The 16,487-nt window shown below is 63.8% G+C and carries 13 protein-coding genes; 3 read left to right on the top strand and 10 right to left on the bottom strand.

Translation table 11 applies throughout. The features are described from left to right. Window positions 1-10: 10 nt before the first annotated feature. The 10 genes from FJ948_RS13935 to FJ948_RS13890 form a co-directional block, all read right to left on the bottom strand. Entirely contained in the window at window positions 11-1,453 is a 1,443-nt protein-coding gene (locus tag FJ948_RS13935; RefSeq protein ID WP_140705277.1) for a 2-hydroxyacid dehydrogenase, read from the bottom strand. Window positions 1,454-1,508: 55 nt separating this feature from the next. Beyond that, window positions 1,509-2,774, bottom strand: a complete 1,266-nt coding sequence (locus FJ948_RS13930) for an FAD-dependent oxidoreductase (RefSeq protein WP_140705275.1) — start codon at window positions 2,772-2,774, stop codon at window positions 1,509-1,511. A gap of 18 nt (window positions 2,775-2,792) precedes the next feature. Then, on the bottom strand, window positions 2,793-3,575 hold the full coding sequence (locus FJ948_RS13925) for an aldolase/citrate lyase family protein (RefSeq protein WP_140705274.1): 783 nt from the start codon (window positions 3,573-3,575) through the stop codon (window positions 2,793-2,795). Between the two features lie 17 nt (window positions 3,576-3,592). Then, entirely contained in the window at window positions 3,593-5,287 is a 1,695-nt protein-coding gene (locus FJ948_RS13920; protein ID WP_140705272.1) for a GMC oxidoreductase, read from the bottom strand. A 10-nt stretch (window positions 5,288-5,297) separates the two neighbouring features. Then, the gene (locus FJ948_RS13915; RefSeq protein WP_140705270.1) at window positions 5,298-6,776 is read right to left on the bottom strand and encodes an aldehyde dehydrogenase family protein; all 1,479 of its coding nucleotides are present in this window, start codon (window positions 6,774-6,776) and stop codon (window positions 5,298-5,300) included. Window positions 6,777-6,863: 87 nt separating this feature from the next. After that, window positions 6,864-7,718 (bottom strand): amino acid ABC transporter ATP-binding protein, encoded by an 855-nt coding sequence (locus FJ948_RS13910; RefSeq protein ID WP_140705268.1) that lies wholly within the window; start codon window positions 7,716-7,718, stop codon window positions 6,864-6,866. Then, window positions 7,715-8,374, bottom strand: coding sequence for an amino acid ABC transporter permease (locus FJ948_RS13905; RefSeq protein WP_140705896.1), 660 nt, complete (start codon window positions 8,372-8,374; stop codon window positions 7,715-7,717). The genes FJ948_RS13910 and FJ948_RS13905 overlap by 4 nt, the downstream gene beginning before the upstream one ends. Before the next feature lie 74 nt (window positions 8,375-8,448). After that, window positions 8,449-9,291, bottom strand: coding sequence for a transporter substrate-binding domain-containing protein (locus FJ948_RS13900; protein ID WP_140705266.1), 843 nt, complete (start codon window positions 9,289-9,291; stop codon window positions 8,449-8,451). Window positions 9,292-9,321: 30 nt separating this feature from the next. Next, window positions 9,322-10,314, bottom strand: coding sequence for a proline racemase family protein (locus FJ948_RS13895; RefSeq protein ID WP_140705264.1), 993 nt, complete (start codon window positions 10,312-10,314; stop codon window positions 9,322-9,324). A gap of 3 nt (window positions 10,315-10,317) precedes the next feature. After that, window positions 10,318-10,998 (bottom strand): GntR family transcriptional regulator, encoded by a 681-nt coding sequence (locus tag FJ948_RS13890; protein ID WP_140705262.1) that lies wholly within the window; start codon window positions 10,996-10,998, stop codon window positions 10,318-10,320. Between the two features lie 112 nt (window positions 10,999-11,110). On the opposite strand from FJ948_RS13890, the gene FJ948_RS13885 reads away from it, so the two are divergent. The 3 genes from FJ948_RS13885 to FJ948_RS13875 all read left to right on the top strand — a co-directional run bounded on the left by FJ948_RS13885 (window position 11,111) and on the right by FJ948_RS13875 (window position 16,475). Beyond that, window positions 11,111-12,541 (top strand): NAD-dependent succinate-semialdehyde dehydrogenase, encoded by a 1,431-nt coding sequence (locus FJ948_RS13885; RefSeq protein ID WP_140705260.1) that lies wholly within the window; start codon window positions 11,111-11,113, stop codon window positions 12,539-12,541. Window positions 12,542-12,729: 188 nt separating this feature from the next. Beyond that, on the top strand, window positions 12,730-14,583 hold the full coding sequence (locus FJ948_RS13880) for an ABC transporter ATP-binding protein (RefSeq protein ID WP_140705259.1): 1,854 nt from the start codon (window positions 12,730-12,732) through the stop codon (window positions 14,581-14,583). After that, a complete protein-coding gene (locus FJ948_RS13875) occupies window positions 14,583-16,475 on the top strand; it encodes an ABC transporter ATP-binding protein (RefSeq protein ID WP_181173660.1) in 1,893 nt (630 codons plus the stop codon). The genes FJ948_RS13880 and FJ948_RS13875 overlap by 1 nt, the downstream gene beginning before the upstream one ends. Window positions 16,476-16,487 lie beyond the last annotated feature (12 nt).

Raw genomic sequence — 16,487 nt, 5'->3', positions numbered from 1 at the left:
CAGCGACGGCCTATTGCTGAAACGGCCCCCTGAGATGGAGGGTCTCGGCCAGAAGGCAGAAGCGGTCGATCAGCCGGACAAGCTCGTCGCCCTGTCCGGCGACAATCTTGCCCCGTTCGGCAGGCGGGGTATCCGAGAGCGCTTTCCACAACCGGCTTTGCCGATCGCAGACATCCGCCAATTCAGCGCAGTCGCTGGCCGTCAGTTTCAAAAAATGGCCCGCCGTCACCGGCCCGATGCCGGGGGGCGTGGTCGCGCCAAGGGAAATATAGCCCGGCGGCACGGTGCCTTTCGCATTCGTCACCGCGTTTCGGCGGATGACGTCGAAGATCTGGTCAACGGCCTGTTTGGCGCCAGCGACACGCGAGGGATGATCGGTGTCGGCGGCGGCATGCGGCAGCAGCTCAAGCCTGGCGCCATGCTTCTCGACGAGGCCGAGATAGGGCAGCATCGGGCCGGACAGGCTGCCGGTCGAGGCATCCCTGAACAGATCGGCATCGATGGCGGCGTGGCGTAGCCGGCCTGTATTCAGAGCTTCATCAAGAGCCTCGATGTCGACAAGCTCGCCGCGATCGTAGTTGACCAGCACGGCGCCCTTGTTCATGCGTGACAGGACGTCCGCGCCGATGAGCCCGGCATTGGCGTAGCGCCCGGTCTGCGCATCCTGCTTGCCCAGGCCGACATGGACGCTGAGCACATCGGCGCCTTCGGCCGCGTCGGCAAGGTTCGGCGCAAAGGCAAAGCCCTCGGCCTCTATCCAGTCGCGATGCCGAGGCCGCGCATGGATCACCACCCGCATGCCGAAGGCGCGGGCGAGCTTGGCCACCTCGCGGCCGATATTGCCGTAACCGATGACGGCGATCGTCTTGCCTTCGAGCTTTTCGGTGGGAAAATCGCGCAGTTCCCTGCCGGTGTCGAAGGCGCCTCGCGCGACACGGCTGTGCAGCGTGTCGACCGGCAGATCCGGCAGCACTTTCAGGATCGCCTTCATCACCATCTGGGCGGTGGCGCGGCTGTTGATGCCGGGCGTGTTCATCAGCACGGCGGTGCCGCCCTCGCCACTGCCGCCACCCCACGAGCGCGAGCCCATATTGCCGGTGCCGGCGCCGATCCGCACGCCGGCCAGCGGAAAGACGGTTTCGGCGGGGAGGAAGGTCGCGGCGGCAATGACGGCATCATAGCGGCCGTCGCCGGCGGCTACGATCAGCTCCTCGCGGGTGCTGAGATCCGGCTGGTAGAAGAAATGAACGCGCCCGCGTTCGAGAGCATCCTTGTCGGCAAGTCCGGTCGCATGAAAGCGGCCGCCCTTGGCTTCGATATGGGCACTCACCTCCGAAGGGTCGGGCTTTCCGTCGGCGTCGAAACGCAGGCCGATCAGATCGCAGATCAAAACGGCGTAGGCGCGTTGCGGATCGATCGACTCGACGGCGTGTGTGTCTGTGGTCGCGGTCACGTCGTTCCCTTCATGCAGGACGGAAAGGCCTGCTGGTGAAGCAGGCTCTGAGCACTCAGAACCTATCCGCCCGGAACGGCGTGAGATCGATCACCGGCGGCAGACCAGCGGCGAGTTGCGACACGATCTTGCCGGTGACCGCGCCGCCGATCAGGCCCTGATGGCCATGGCCGAAGGCGTAGATGACGTTCCTGGCCCGCGTCGCGCGGTCGATGACCGGTATGCTGTCGGGCGTGCCGGGGCGATGACCCATCCAACGGGTGACCTCGCCGACCTCCAGCCTCCTGAACATCGGCCGCGCCTGCTTGAGGAGCACATCCGCACGGTTCATGTTCGCCGGCGCCTTCAGGCCGGCGAACTCGACGTTGCCGGCGATCCGCAAGCCGTCCTCCATCGGCGAGGCGACGAATTTGCGGTCGGCCGAGATGGTCTGGATGCGCAGGCCCGTATCGGCGCCCCTGGCCATGATGTGGTAGCCGCGCTCGCTCTCCAGCGGAATGCGGTCGCCCAGCTTGCGGGCAAGCTCCCCCGACCAGGCGCCGGCGCACAGCACCACGGTTTCGACGGGCATGCGCCCTCCATCTTCGAGCCGCAGCGCCGATGGGCCATTGGCGGCCATGTCGAAGCCGATCACCTTTGCCCTGACGAAACGCGCACCTTGACGCGCCGCATGCTCGGCGAGTTTCGCGACAAGCCGACCGGGGTTGGGGCACTGTCCCTGCTCGGGCAGATAGACGGCGCTCTTGAAGATCGGCGCCAGGGCCGGTTCGAGCTGCCGGATTTCGTCGGCGTCGAGGATATCGACCTTGACGCCATGCTCGCGCCGCAGGCCGAGGCCGTATGCACCTTTTGCCGGTCCATCGGCCGTTTCATGGACGAAGAGCTGGCCGCGTTTCTGCAACAGCTCCTCGCAGCCGGCGGCCTTGATCAGCGGCTCGTAGCACTCGAATGTGTAGCGGTGCAGCGCACGCATCGCCGCCGAGATTTGCTCCACGCGCGGCTTGCGGCTGGCGGCCAGGAAGCGCAGCAGCCAAGGCAGCGCGTGCGGCAGATAGGCCAGCCGCACGATCAACGGCCCTTCCGGGTCCATCAGCCATTTCGGCACATTGTGAAGCACGCCGGGCATCGAATTCGGGATGCAGGATCCCGGGCAGATGCCGCCGGCATTGCCGAAGGAGCATTGCTCCTCCGAGCCCGGCAAGGCCGGATCGACCACCTCGACGGCAAAACCCTGCTCGATCAGATAGTTCGCGGTGCAGACGCCGATGATGCCGGCGCCGATGACCGTGACCTTGCCGCGCGGCGTGCCTGTCGGTGTCATGGCGATCGATCCGGGAGATCAGGGCGCGATCGCGCTCGGTGTGCCGGCGCGGAAGGCCGGCAGCGAGCGCGAGACCATCTGCTGCAGCATGCGGAAGTCGGAGAGATAGGCCATGAAGCGGTAGCCCAGCTTACGCATGTCCACGCCATAGGCGACCGAGCCGCAATGGATGCCCGGAATGACGCCGGCCTCCTTGCATTTGGCGGCGATGTATTCGATCGCCTCGTAGACCGCGGGATAGCGCGGATCGAAGCCGGGCGCCTCGCCCATCGTCACCGCGAGATCCGAGGGGCCGACGAAAATGGCGTCGAGGTTGGGCGTCTTCAGTATGTCTTCGAGGTTCTTCACCGCCTGCTCGCTCTCGATCATCGCCATGGTGATGACGGTGTCGTTGGCGTGCTGGAAATAGTCCGCGCCGGCGTAGAGCGAGGCGCGCAGCGGGCCGACGCTGCGGCCGCCCTTGGGGAAATAGCGGCAGGCCTTGACGAACGCGTCCGCTTCTTCCGCCGTGTTGACCATCGGGCAGATCACGCCATAGGCACCGGCATCGAGCACCTTGCCGATGATCGCCGGGTCGTTCCAGGGCACGCGCACCATCGGCGTGGTGTCGGTGATCGAGATCGCCTGCAGCATCGGCACCATGTCGACATAATCGGTGGCGCCATGCTGGAGATCGACGGTCAGCGCGTCCCAGCCCTGTTGGGCCATCAGCTCGGCCGAAATCGACGAGGGGATGCCGAGCCAGCCGGTCACCACTTCGCCGCCAGCGGCCCAGATGTCTTTCACCTTGTTCTTGCGCATGGAATTCAGGTCCTTTGCTACTGTCGGGAATTCAGGATCAGGTCCGCCGCCTTTTCAGCGATGGCGATGGTGGTGATGTTGGTGTTGGCGGCGACGATCGTCGGCATGATCGAGGCATCGACGACGCTCAGGCCCTGCACGCCGCGCACGCGGCATTCGGCGTCGAGCACCGCCAGCGGATCGCCGTCGGCGCCCATCTTGCAGGTGCCCGAGACATGCCAGCCCGACCAGACGGATTGCTTCACCCAATCGGTGATCAACTCTTCATTGCCGAGCATCGCCTGGATGCGGTCGGTGGTGCCGAACTTGCGCTTGAGCAAGGTCTCGCGAAAGAAGGGCGCATAATCGAAGAGGTAGGCCGCGGTCGCGGTCTTGATCCAGTTCGACGGCTTGCGGACGCTGAGCGCACGCGCCTCGTCGCTGTAGCCGGCCAAGAACCAGGTGTTGACGTGCTGCTGGACGTCGGGCGATTGCATGATCCTGCAGATGCGCTTGAAACCATCGACAAGGCGCATCAGGTCGCGACCATCGGAAGCAAGGTTCAGATCGACGATCGGCTCGTCGGTCTGGACCGACGACTTCAACGTCACCGTGCCGCGCGAATAGGATTTGTTGACGCAGACATTGAGTGCCCCCATTGCCTTGCCAAGAGGATGCCAGCCGGCGCGGTTGACCGGCATCAGGAGCATGTCGCCAGGGTGGCAGTCGGCGTGGTTGGAGGAGTATCTGACGCCCAGGAAGATATGGCGCCGCTGGCCGGGCTTGAGGCGCGCGGATTTCCTGAAATGCGCGCCGACGGCCAGATGCGGGTGGTCGGTGAGGTTTTCGCCGACACCGGGACGATCGGCGATCACCTCGATGCCCAGCCGCTTCAATTGCGCGGCCGGCCCGATGCCGGCGCGCAGCAGGATGGCCGGCGAGTGCAGGGCGCCGGCCGAAACGATGGTCTCACCGGCGTTGTAGATCCTGGTCTGGCCTGATATCGTGACCCTGGCGCCGGTGATGCGCGTTCCCTCGGTCACCAGCCCTTCGACGAAGGCATTGGCGAAGATGTGCAGGTTCTTGCGCGCGCGCACCGCGCTGTCGAGATAGCCGATCGCCGTCGACACGCGGCGGTCGTTCTCGTTCGACAGCGGCAGCGGGAACGAGCCATCTTCGAAGCTGGCATTGTAATCGGGCCGGTAGGGATATTCGCTTTCTGTTACCTTGAGGACGGAGCGGGTGAAGCCTGCCCAATCCTGGGGAAAGACGCGGCGGATCGGAATGCGCCCGGTCTTGTTGTGAAGCTCGCCGTCGAAGTCGAGATCGCGCTCGAGCTTCTTGAGGTAGGGCAGCATGCCGTCCCACCCCCATCCGGGCAGGCCGAGCCCTTGCCATTCGTCATAGTCATGCGGCAGGCCGCGCACGGCGAACTGGCCGTTGATGCTGGAGCCGCCGCCCATCACCCTGGCCTGTTCGAGCTTGGCCGTCTTGACCACTTGCGCGTTCTGCTTGGGCGAGCGGTTGAAGACGCGCAGTTCCGTCCAGTGGTATTTCGGATCGAAATAGGAAAGGCCGGGATAGCTGTCGGCGATCACGTCTGGAACATCGTCCGGCGGGGTGTCGGGTCCGGCTTCGAAGAGCGCCACCTCTTTGGTGCCGTTTTCCGAAAGACGGCTGGCAAGCACGGCTCCAGCCGAGCCGCCGCCGACAATGATGTAATCGAATTGCATGTGCTTGCTCTCAGGCGTAATTGGCCCAGATGGCCTTCTGGCGCAGGAACGCCTCGATGCCGGCACGGCCCATATCCTTACCGAAGCCGGAGCCCTTGTAACCGCCGGCCGGATAGGTGAATTCCGGACCGCGCCCATGCTGGTTGATCCAGACCATGCCGGCCTCGATCGAATTCGCCGCCTTGAGCGCCTTCTTCAGGTCCGTGGTGTGGACGCTGGCGGCAAGCCCGTAGACCGGATGCGCGGCCTGCGCGAGCCCTTCCTCCAGGTCGGAAAAACTGCGCACCGTCAGCACCGGGCCGAAGAACTCGTCCTTGAAGCCGATATTGTCGTCGGAGACGTTTTCCAGGATCGTCGGCGCGTAGAAGCTGCCTTCGTTGCGGCCTTCCAGAACCGTGCCGCCGGTGACGACGGAGGCGCCTTGGCTGACGCTCTCGCGCACCATCGTGTCGATGCGATCGAGCTGCTTGCGGCTGATGATCGGCGCGAAGGTGGTCGCCTCGTCCCAGGTCGGGCCGGCCTTGATCGCCTTCGTCCGGGCGATGACGCGTTCGACAAGCTGGTCGGCGATCTTGTCCTCGACGATCAGCCGCGAACCCGCCGTGCAGACCTGGCCGGCATTGTCCATGAAGGCAGCGGCGACACGGCCGGCGACCGCGTCGATGTCGCCGGCATCGGCCAGCACCAGTTGCGGGCTCTTTCCGCCGAGTTCGAGCGTGACCGGCTTGATGCCGGACTGGGCGGCAAGCGTCATGATGGCGGCGCCGGTCTGCGTCGACCCGGTGAACGAGATCTTCAATATATCGGGATGGCGCACGATTGCCGCGCCCGTCGTGTGGCCGTAGCCATTGATGACGTTGAACAGGCCCTTGGGAAGGCCGGCCTTGACGGCGAGCTCGGCCAGCGCCAGAAGGCTGTGCGGGGTCAGTTCCGACGTCTTCATCACCACCGCATTGCCCGCGGCCAGCGCCGGGGCGAATTTCCAGGCGGCCGTGATCATCGGAAAATTCCAGGGAACGATCGCGCCGACAATGCCGTAGGGCTCGTGTTTCACGATGCTCAACGCATTCGCCTCGGTCGACGTGACCGTGCCTTCAACCTTGTCGCAGAATTCGGCGTAGTAGCGCACGACGCCGGCGGTGCGGACCGCGTCGCGGACAATCGTCATCGAGATCAGGCGGCTCGACCCCATCGCTTCCAATTGTCCGAGATAAATGGCGTTCTCTTCGATCAATGCGGCGAAACGCACCAGCACGGCGGCGCGGTCGCGCGGCGCGATCCTCGCCCAGCGGCTTTGCGCCAGAGCCATCTTCGCGGCATCAACAGCCAGTTGCACCGTGGCTTCGCCGCCGTCGGTGATCATGCCCATATGCTGAAGATCGGAGGGGCGCAGAACCTCGATCTCCGCGCCGGGCAGCTCGACATATTGGCCGCCTATGTGATGGCCTCTGGGGATGGCGACTGCGGCCGGGTCGAAACTCAGTGTCATTGAATGCTTTCCTTCTGCGGCCGAGGCGATCGCATGGGCTGGAACGAACATCGCATCGGCGATGTCGCTTGATGGTTGCGGCAGCGATCAGGCCTTCTCGGCCTCACGCGCCTCGAGGAAGGGGCGAAGCAGGTCGGCCGATTCATGGAAGCGGCCGACGAATGTCTTCAGACGCGGATGTTCGGGATGCAGCAATACCTTGGCGGGCGGGCCCTGTTCCGCGACCAAACCCTGATCGAGGAACACCACCCGGTCGGCGACCTCGAAGGCGAAGCCGAGCTCGTGGGTGACGATCACCATGGTCATGCCGCTTTTGGCCAGTTCCACCATCGCCTTCATGACCTCGCCGACGAGTTCTGGGTCAAGCGCCGAGGTCGGCTCGTCGAACAGCATCACCTTCGGCTGCATGGCCATGGCCCTGGCAATGGCCACACGCTGCTGCTGGCCACCGGAAAGCTGGCGCGGATATTTGTCCACGTGCTGCGCCAGGCCCATCAGATCGAGCAGTTGCATCGCCTTCTGGCGTGCCTGCTCCTTCGGCTCCTTCTTGACGATGACCGGGCCTTCCATGACGTTCTCCAGCGCCGTCATGTGCGGGAAGAGGTTGAACTGCTGGAAAACCATGCCGGTCTTGGAGCGGATACGGTTGACCTCCTGGGCCGGTATCTGCGCGACGCTCTTGCCATCGGCCTGCCTCATGAACAGCGTCTCATCATCGATGACGATGCCGCCGCTGCTCGGCATGTTGAGCAAGTTGATGCAGCGCAGGAGCGATGTCTTGCCCGATCCGCTGGCGCCGATCAGCACGACCACCTCGCCTTCGACGACCGACAGGTCGATGCCGTTGAGCACCCGCTTGTCGCCGAACTTCAGGCAGATGCTCTGCAGCCGCAGGACCGGTTTGCCGCTTTTTTCGGGGATATTCGATTGGGAGATGCTCATTTAACGCTGGCCCCGCTCTTTTCGAGTTTCCGCGACAGCAGCGTCAGCGGCACCAGGATGATCAGGAAGATGACGCCGACGGCGGTGTAAACTTCCATCGGCCGATAGGTGAAGCTCGAGATGTAGCTCGCCTGATAGAGCAGGTCCGGGACCGTGATCATCGACAACAGCGTCGTGTTCTTCATCTGGATGATCGACTGGCCAGCCAGCGGCGGGATCATCTTGCGGAAAGCCTGCGGCAGGATGATGCGCCGCATGCGCTGGCCGTAGGACATGCCGATCGCCGTCGCCGCATCGGTCTGCCCGGGATCGACCGACTGAACGCCGGCGCGCAGGATCTCGGCGTAGAAGGAGCCGACATAGCAGCTCAGCCCGATGAAGCCGGCCCAGAATTTCGTGACATTGATGCCGGCGAAGATCGGGAATGCATAGTAGACCCACAACAGCGTGACGAGCAGCGGAATGTTGCGGAAAAACTCGACATAGATCTGGCCGAGGACGACCAGTGGCTTGAACGTGCTCAGCTGGATAAGCCCGATAAACAAGCCGATCAGCATGCCCGCACCGATGGTGATCACGGTGAAGTAGAGCGTCATCAGGAGGCCCTGCCAGAGCAGCCCGATATTGTTGGTTATGACGGTGTAGTCGAACAGCATGTTGTCCTCACTGGTGCGATGCACGTCCAGTGGCGGCCTGACCGCCGCACCAGGCGGCGGTCAGGCCGTTGCGATCAGAAGGAAAAACCTGCCGGAAGGATCGACAGGTCGATGCCCCGGGCTTCCCACGAACGGGCAAGCTTGCCCTGGGCGAGGCCGAGCGAACGTTCCTGCAGGATCCAGTTGGTCAGGAAGTTGATGTAACCGGCATTGCCGGGCTTGCGTGCGACGGCAAGCGTTGCCGGGTTGCGGAGGATCGGCTCGGGAAGCGAGACATTGCCGATCTTCTGGTTGGTGATCTGCAGCGCATCGAAAATGGACAGCACGACACCATCGGCGCGGCCAGCCTGGAGTTCCATCAGCGCCAGGCCGCGATCTTCCACCGGCGTGACCTTGGCCTTCGGCAGCAACGCTTCGGCGACGACCTGCATGGTGCTGCCCTTCTGCACGACGACGGTCTTGTCCGGCGAATTGAGTTCGGCCCAGGTCTTGACCGGCTTGCCGGGAGGCGTCAGCACGGCCCAGGCGTCGGTGAACAGCGGCTCCCAGAGATAATCGACGACGAGGCCGCGCTTCGGGTTCGGATTGACGCCGATGGCGATGTCGATCTTGTTGGACTGGAAATCGGCGGCCAGATTGCCCCAGGTCGTCTCGACCGGTTCGAGCTTGACGCCGAGCTGGGTCGCGATCTCGCCCAGGAATTCGTAGTAGAAACCGCTCCACTGGCCGGTGGCCGGATCCTTGATGTAGCCCGGCTCTTCACCGGTCATCACCGGAACCTTGAGCACGCCGCTGGCGCGGATCTGGTCGATGACGGCGGATGGATTGTCGTCGGCCGAAGCGGCGACCGGTGCCGTGAGCAGGCCGAGGCCAATGGTCAAAGCGGCCATGAACGTACGCATTACTGTCAGTTTCATCTCATTCCCCTTTTCTGAGTTTATTGGTGATTACCGGCTTAGAAATCCCTGCGAGAGAGGGTCGCTCTTCTCGAAGTAAATGGTCTGGGTCGAGGTGATGAAGGCGGCGCCCTCGATCTCGATGATCATCGCCTCGCGGCCTTGCTCCTCGACGCGCCGTTGCAGGCGCGCCTCGAACGGAATGCCGAAGATATTTTTGGCGTGATAAGTCTGGTCGGGGCTGATCAGCCCCTTCCCAAGCAGATGGGTCAGGCGCGCCGACGTGCCCGTGCCGCAAGGCGAGCGGTCGAACTTGTTGGATTCCAGGACGAGAAAATGCGTCGCCGAGGTTTCGCTGTCGGCATCGTAGAACAGCACGCTCGGCGCGGCCGCGCCCGCCAGCAGCGGCATGTCCCTGGTTGCCGCCTTGATCGCGTCCTTGATCCTGGAGCCAGCCAGCATCAAGGCCGACGCATTGTCCGGGACCAGCCTGAAGCCGAGCGGGGCCGCGTCCACCAGTGCGTACCACATGCCGGCATAGACGATCGCGGCATCGACCTTGCCGACACCTTCGACGGCAACGCCGAGATGCTCCAGCCCGACATAGCTCGGCACATTGGCGATCCGTACGCGGTCCAGCGAGCCGTCCTGGTTCCAGACCAGATGAACCGAAACAACGCCCGCCGGCGTTTCCAATGTGAAGCTGTCACCTGTTTCGGCAGAAATCTGCCCGGTGAAGGCCAGCGTCCTGGCAAGGCCGATGGTGCCGTGACCGCACATGTCGAGATAGACATAGGACGAGATGAAGAACGCGCCGTAGTCGGCCAAATCCGAGGCGACCGGCACCAGGCCGACCATCGCCGCATGGCCGCGCGGCTCATGCAGAAGCGCCGGGCGGAGATGGTCGAAGCGCTGGCGGAAATCGTCCCGCTTCTCGCGCACACTCGAACCGGACAGTTTCGGCACGCCGCTCAGGATCACTCGGGTGGGGTGGCCGGCGGTGTGGGAATCGATGACGCTGAACGCTGACGAGAAGCTGGACACGACCTAGCCCTCTCCGAAGGCGTCGCGAATGCCGGCCCGCATGCTCTGCCAGATTTCCCGGATGAGATTTTCGGTCATCGCCTTGGCGCTTTCGCCATCGCCCGCGGTGATCGCGTCATAGATGCGGGCCGTGTCGTCCAGGGATAGCTGGATGATCTTGGGATCCTGCTCGTAGGCGTGATAGCGATAGCGCAGGGCCTGCTTTTCCAGACCGCCGAGCAAGCGTGTCAGGGTCTTGTTGCCTGCCAGCGTGTAGGTCAGCAGAGAGCCGCGCACGTCGACGATGAAGAACTGCCGCGCATCGTTCCTGGCCTGAGCCTGCTTCAGCTCCGACAGAAGGTTCTTGAACTCGGCCTTCTTTTCAATGTCGGCGGATTCGGCGGCCTGTTTGGCGACCAGCCCCTCGAGCTCGATGCGGCAAGTGTAGACCTCGTCGAAATCGCGTTGCGTCATCGGCGAGACCCAGATGCCGCGCCTGGCCTCACGCATCACCAGACCGTCGCGCTCAAGCAGCCTCAGCGCCTCGCGCACCGGCGACCGGCTGACGCCGTAGCGCGCGGCGACCGTCTCCTCGGTCAAACGCTCCAGGGATTTGAGGCGACCGAAGATGATCTCCTCCTCGAGCATCTCGGCGAGGTTCTCGGGAATCGCGACCGACAATTTCTGGATGCGCGCCAAAATCATGTCGACACCATACTGTATACAATGTACAGGTCAAGCCATAGCGGAAACTTTCTTGTGACGTGCAATCTGCCGGCGGCTTTCCGCGCACCGCCGGACCGGAAAGGGCCAGGACATGTATCCAGAGACGATCGAGTTGCTGATTGACGGCGTGTGGTGCCAGGGGTCGGACGGCAAGTCCGAAACATTGGTCAACCCCGCCACCGAAGAGGCGTTGGCAACCGTGCCGCATGCCACGGAGGCCGATCTCGACCGCGCTCTCGCGGCCTCGCTCAAAGGCTTCAGGCTATGGAAGACGATGACCGCCATGCAGCGCTGGGCGATCATGGACAAGGCCGCCGACCTGATCGAGCAGCGCAAGGACACTATCGCCCGCACGCTGACGATGGAAAACGGCAAGGCGTTGGCCGAGGCCACCGGGGAGGTGCAGTTCGCGGCGGATGCGACCCGCTGGTATGCCGAGGAAGGCAAACGCGCCTATGGCCGCATCGTCCCTGCCAGGCTGCCCGGCGTGCGGCAGATGGTGTTCAAGGAACCGGTCGGGCCGGTCGTCGCCTTCGCCGCATGGAACTTTCCGGCCAGCAATGTCATCCGCAAGATCGCGGGCGCGCTTGGCGCCGGCTGCTCGATTATCCTGAAGCCGGCGGAGGAAACGCCGGGAACGGCCGTGGCCATCGCCCGCTGCTTCCAGGACGCGGGCCTTCCGGCAGGTGTCCTCAACATCGTTTTCGGCGAACCGGCGAAGGTTTCGTCCTACCTGATCGCCTCGCCGATCCCCAAAAAGGTCTCGTTGACCGGTTCGACGGCGGTTGGCAAGCTGCTGCAGAAGCAGGCCGCGGATACACTGAAGCGCTGCACCATGGAGCTTGGCGGTCACGCCCCGGTCATCGTTTATGAGGACGCCGATCTCGACAAGACGCTCGACACGGTCGTCGCCTTCAAATTCCGCAATGCCGGCCAGGTCTGCACCTCGCCAACCCGCTTCTACGTGCATGAAGCCGTCTATGACCGCTTCATCGATGGATTTGCCTCGCGCGCCGAAAAGCTCAAGATCGGCAACGGCCTCGATTCAGGCGTCCAGATGGGACCGATGATCGCGCCGCGGCGGCTCGATGCCATGGACGCCCTGGTCGGCGACGCGACGGCGCGGGGGGCAACCGTCGTCAGCGGCGGCAAGCGGATCGGCAACAAGGGCTATTTCTTTGCTCCGACGCTGCTGCGGGACGTTCCGGACACGGCGCGCATCATGTCGGAGGAGCCGTTCGGTCCGATCGCGCCGACGACCACCTTCTCCAGCTTCGACGACATGATCGAGCGGGCGAATTCGCTGCCTTACGGTCTGGCTTCCTTTGTCTTCACCCGCAATCTCAGCCTTGCCCAGAAGACCGAGGCGGCACTGGAAGCCGGCATGGTCGGCGTCAACCATATGATGGTGTCGACACCGGAAACGCCCTTCGGCGGCGTCAACGAATCCGGCTATGGCTCGGAGAGCGGCATCGAAGGCCTCGACGCCTATCTCAGGACGAAATTCGTCACCGAGATGTAAGGCCGCCGCGCCGGACCACATTTCGTGGCGATGGTGACGGCAAATTGGCGGGCATCGCCTTTCAGGTACAGTGCGATGCCGCCATTGGCCCCTTGAACGGGCAAGTCGGACGCGCGTAAAATCGCGCTATCTGATTGAGTCTGCTACATTCGTTCGGGCTAATGTCCGCAACGGTCTGGGTATTTTCCTTGCTTACGGATGCAACCAGCGCGGCCAAGCGCGGCAAATCATTTGCCCATGTGGCGGAGGCCTCCTGGGGCAAGGGCCTCAGCACCTTGCTGCGCATCGTACGCATGACGCTGCGCCATCCCTGGCAGGTAGCCGTCACTCTCATCTCGACCTTCATCGCCGCGACGCTGCAGCTTTTCATTCCGCGCCTGTTGGGACGCGCCATCGACCAGGCGCAAGGCGTGATGGCCGCCGGTGCCGGCACCGCGGCCGAGCAGGCGCTGTGGAACACGGCGCTGGCACTGCTGGTCGTCAGCATCCTGCGCGGCCTCTTCACCATGGCGCAGAACTATTATGGCGAGGCCGTCGGCCACCAGACCGGCTATGAGCTGCGGCTCGCCTTCTACGAGAAGATCCAGCGGCTGAGCTTTTCCTACCACGACAAGGTCCATACCGGCGACCTGATCACGCTCGGGCTGCTCGATCTCGACGGCGTGCGCATGTTCTTTTCGACAGGCATCCTGCGCGTGGTCCTGCTTGGCGTGCTGATCGGTGTCGGCGCCTATCTCTTGATCAGCATCGATCTCGTGCTCGGGTTGCTCAGCCTCAGCTTCGTGCCGTTCGTCGCCTGGCGCTCTTCTGTGACGCAGCTCCGGCTGCGCAGCACCTGGCTCACCTTGCAGGAGCGGCTGTCGGTGCTGAGCCGGGTGATGGACGAGAATCTCGGCGGCATCCGTGTGGTACGCGCCTTCGCGGCGCAGCGGCATGAGTTGGCCAAATTCGACCGCGCCAAGCAGGCTGCGCTGGAACTCGCCAACGAGCGCGTCGACATCCGCGTCTCCAACACCGGCGCCATGAACTTCTCCTTCCTGGCCTCCATGGGCCTGGTTCTGTGGTTCGGCGGCCAGAAGGTGATCGCGGGGCAGATCAGCGTCGGCACGCTGGCCCAGTTCCTCACCTTCATGACCATATTGCAGATGCCGGTGCGCCAGCTCGGCCTGATGGTCAATTCCTTCGCTCGCGCCTCGACCTGCGGCACGCGGCTGTTCGAACTGCTCGATGCCGAACTCGACATCAAGGACGCGCCCGACGCCAGGGAGCTCGTCATCACCGACGGTGTGCTGCGCTTCGACAATGTCGGTTTCCGCTATGAGGGCGCAGGCGAGCGTCCGACGCTTTCCGGCGTTTCCTTCGAGGCCCGGCCCGGCGAAACCGTCGGCATCGTCGGCCCGCCAGGCAGCGGCAAGTCGACCATCGCGCATCTGATCCCGCGCTTCTACGACGTCACCTCGGGCGCGATCACCATCGACGGCCAGGATATACGCGGGGTCACGCTGCAATCGCTGCGCAAGGCGGTCGGCGTCGTGCAGCAGGACGCGTTCCTGTTCACCACCTCGATCGAGAACAACATCGCCTATGGCAACCCCTGGGCGCGCGAAACCCGCATCGGCCAGGCAGCCGAGTATGCCCAGCTGCACAACTACATTATCGGGCTTCCGGCCGGCTACACCACCGTCGTCGGCGAACGCGGCGCCTCGCTGTCCGGCGGCCAGCGGCAGCGCCTGACCATCGCGCGCAGCCTGATGCTCAAGCCATCGGTGCTGGTCTTCGACGATTCCACCGCGGCCGTCGACGCCGGCACCGAGCAGCGGATAAGAACGGCGATGAAGCGCTTCGCCCGAGATCGCGTGACGCTCATCATTTCGCACCGGCTGAGTTCGCTGATGCATGCCGACCAGATTCTATTCGTCGAGGGCGGACGGATCGTCGAACGCGGCACGCATGAGGACTTGCTGGCGCTCGGCGGACGCTACCGCGCGCTCTACGATCTGCAACTGCGGCCGGACGACAATCGGCTCGAGGGAGCCGCCTGATGTCGCCCCAGGACGACCACGAGAGGGAAGACAAAAGCGGCCGCCCGACCAAGGCTGTCGTCGGCTCGCACCGCGACGAGGAAGAGGTTTTCGGCAAGGTCTACGATCCGCGCATCGTCAGGCGCATCTGGAGCTTCGTCAGACCATACCAGGGCCGGATTTTCATCTCGGTCGCCGCCGTGCTGGTGTTCACGCTGACGCAGCTCGCGATCCCGCTGGTCATCCGTTACGCAATCGATCACGGCATGGCGCCCGGCAAGCTCGACCGCTCGGTGATGATCACCGCGATCATCGCTTTCACGGTGATCATCCTCATCAATTACGCGGCCAGCCATGTGCAGGAGAGCGTCGTCGGCAAGGTGGCGGAAAACGTGCTGTCCGACCTGCGCCGCGCCATGTTCAGCCATTTGCAGCGGGTCTCGCTGAGCTTCATGGACAAGACCGAGGTCGGCCGGCTGATGTCGCGCCTCCAGGGCGACGTCAATTCGATGCAGGAATTTCTCGAAACGTCGGTCATGTCCGTCGGCGACATCGTGCTGTTGTTCGGCATCGTCACCGTCCTGCTCTGGCTCGACTTCCGGCTCGGGCTGCTGACACTGTCGACCATGCCGATGCTGTTCATCGTGCGCCTGTTCTGGCTGCCGCGCGCCAAGGTCGCCTTCATGGTGGCGCACGAAACCAACTCGATCGCCAACGGCGCGCTGGCCGAAGGCATCCACGGCGTGCGCACCGTGCAGAGCCTGGAGCGACAGCATGTCAATTTCGACCTTTACGACGAGAAGGTGCTGGCCAATCTCAACGCACATCTGCGGTCGGCGAAATACGCGCAGGTGATGGTGCCGATCGTCGATACGCTGACCGGCATCGCCATGGCGACGGTCATCGTCGTCGGCGGTTCGATGGTGCTGTCGCACAGTCTCGACGTCGGCGTCATGGTGGCGTTCCTGTTCTATATCCAGCGCTTCTTCGACCCGATCCGCTCGCTCACCATGCAGTACTCCGTCATGCAGCGCGCCATGGCGTCGGGCCAACGCATTTCCGAAGTGCTCGACGTGCCGGTGGACGTCAGCGACAAGGACGGCGCCATCGCGCTGTCGCGCGACATGGACGGTTCGGTCGAGTTCAGGAACGTCACCTTCGGCTATCGGCCGAACCAGCCGGTGCTGAAGAACATCTCCTTCCACGTCAATCCGGGCGAGACGGTAGCGCTTGTCGGGCCAACCGGGTCGGGCAAGTCGAGCTCGATGGCGCTGGTGCACCGCTTCTACGATGTCTGGTCGGGCGAGGTCCTGGTCGGCGGCCATGACGTGCGCGACCTGACGCAGGATTCGCTCGGCGACCAGGTGGCCATGGTGCTGCAGGAGCCGTTCCTGTTCTCCGGCACGGTGCTGGAGAACATCCGCTATCACAAGACCGGCGCCAGCCGCGAAGAAGTGGTGCGCGCAGCAGTTGCCGTCGGCGCTCACGACTTCATCGAAGACCTGCTCGACGGCTACGACACCGAACTCGAGCAGCGCGGCGGCAATCTCTCGCTCGGCCAGCGCCAGCTGATCAGTTTTGCGCGAGCGCTGGTGGCCGACGCCAAGATACTGGTGCTCGACGAGGCCACGGCCAGCATCGATTCCTACACCGAGATGCTGATCCAGAAGGCGCTGATCAAACTGCTGGAGGGGCGCACCGGGCTGGTCATCGCGCATCGCCTCGCCACCATTCGCGGCGCCGACCGCATCATCGTTCTGCAGAATGGCGAGATCGTCGAAAGCGGCAACCACGAACAGCTGATGCGGAAGAAGGGCCTCTACGCCCGGCTCTACAACATGAACTACGCGTCCTTCGACGACATTTCCGAGGAAGAGATGGGAATGGACGCGGCGGCCGGAAAAGCGACGTGAGCGGTATCGGCT

Origin of the sequence: Mesorhizobium sp. B2-3-12, assembly GCF_006442205.1 — a bacterium.
Taxonomy (GTDB): domain Bacteria; phylum Pseudomonadota; class Alphaproteobacteria; order Rhizobiales; family Rhizobiaceae; genus Mesorhizobium.
This window is presented reverse-complemented; position numbering and strand designations above follow the sequence as displayed.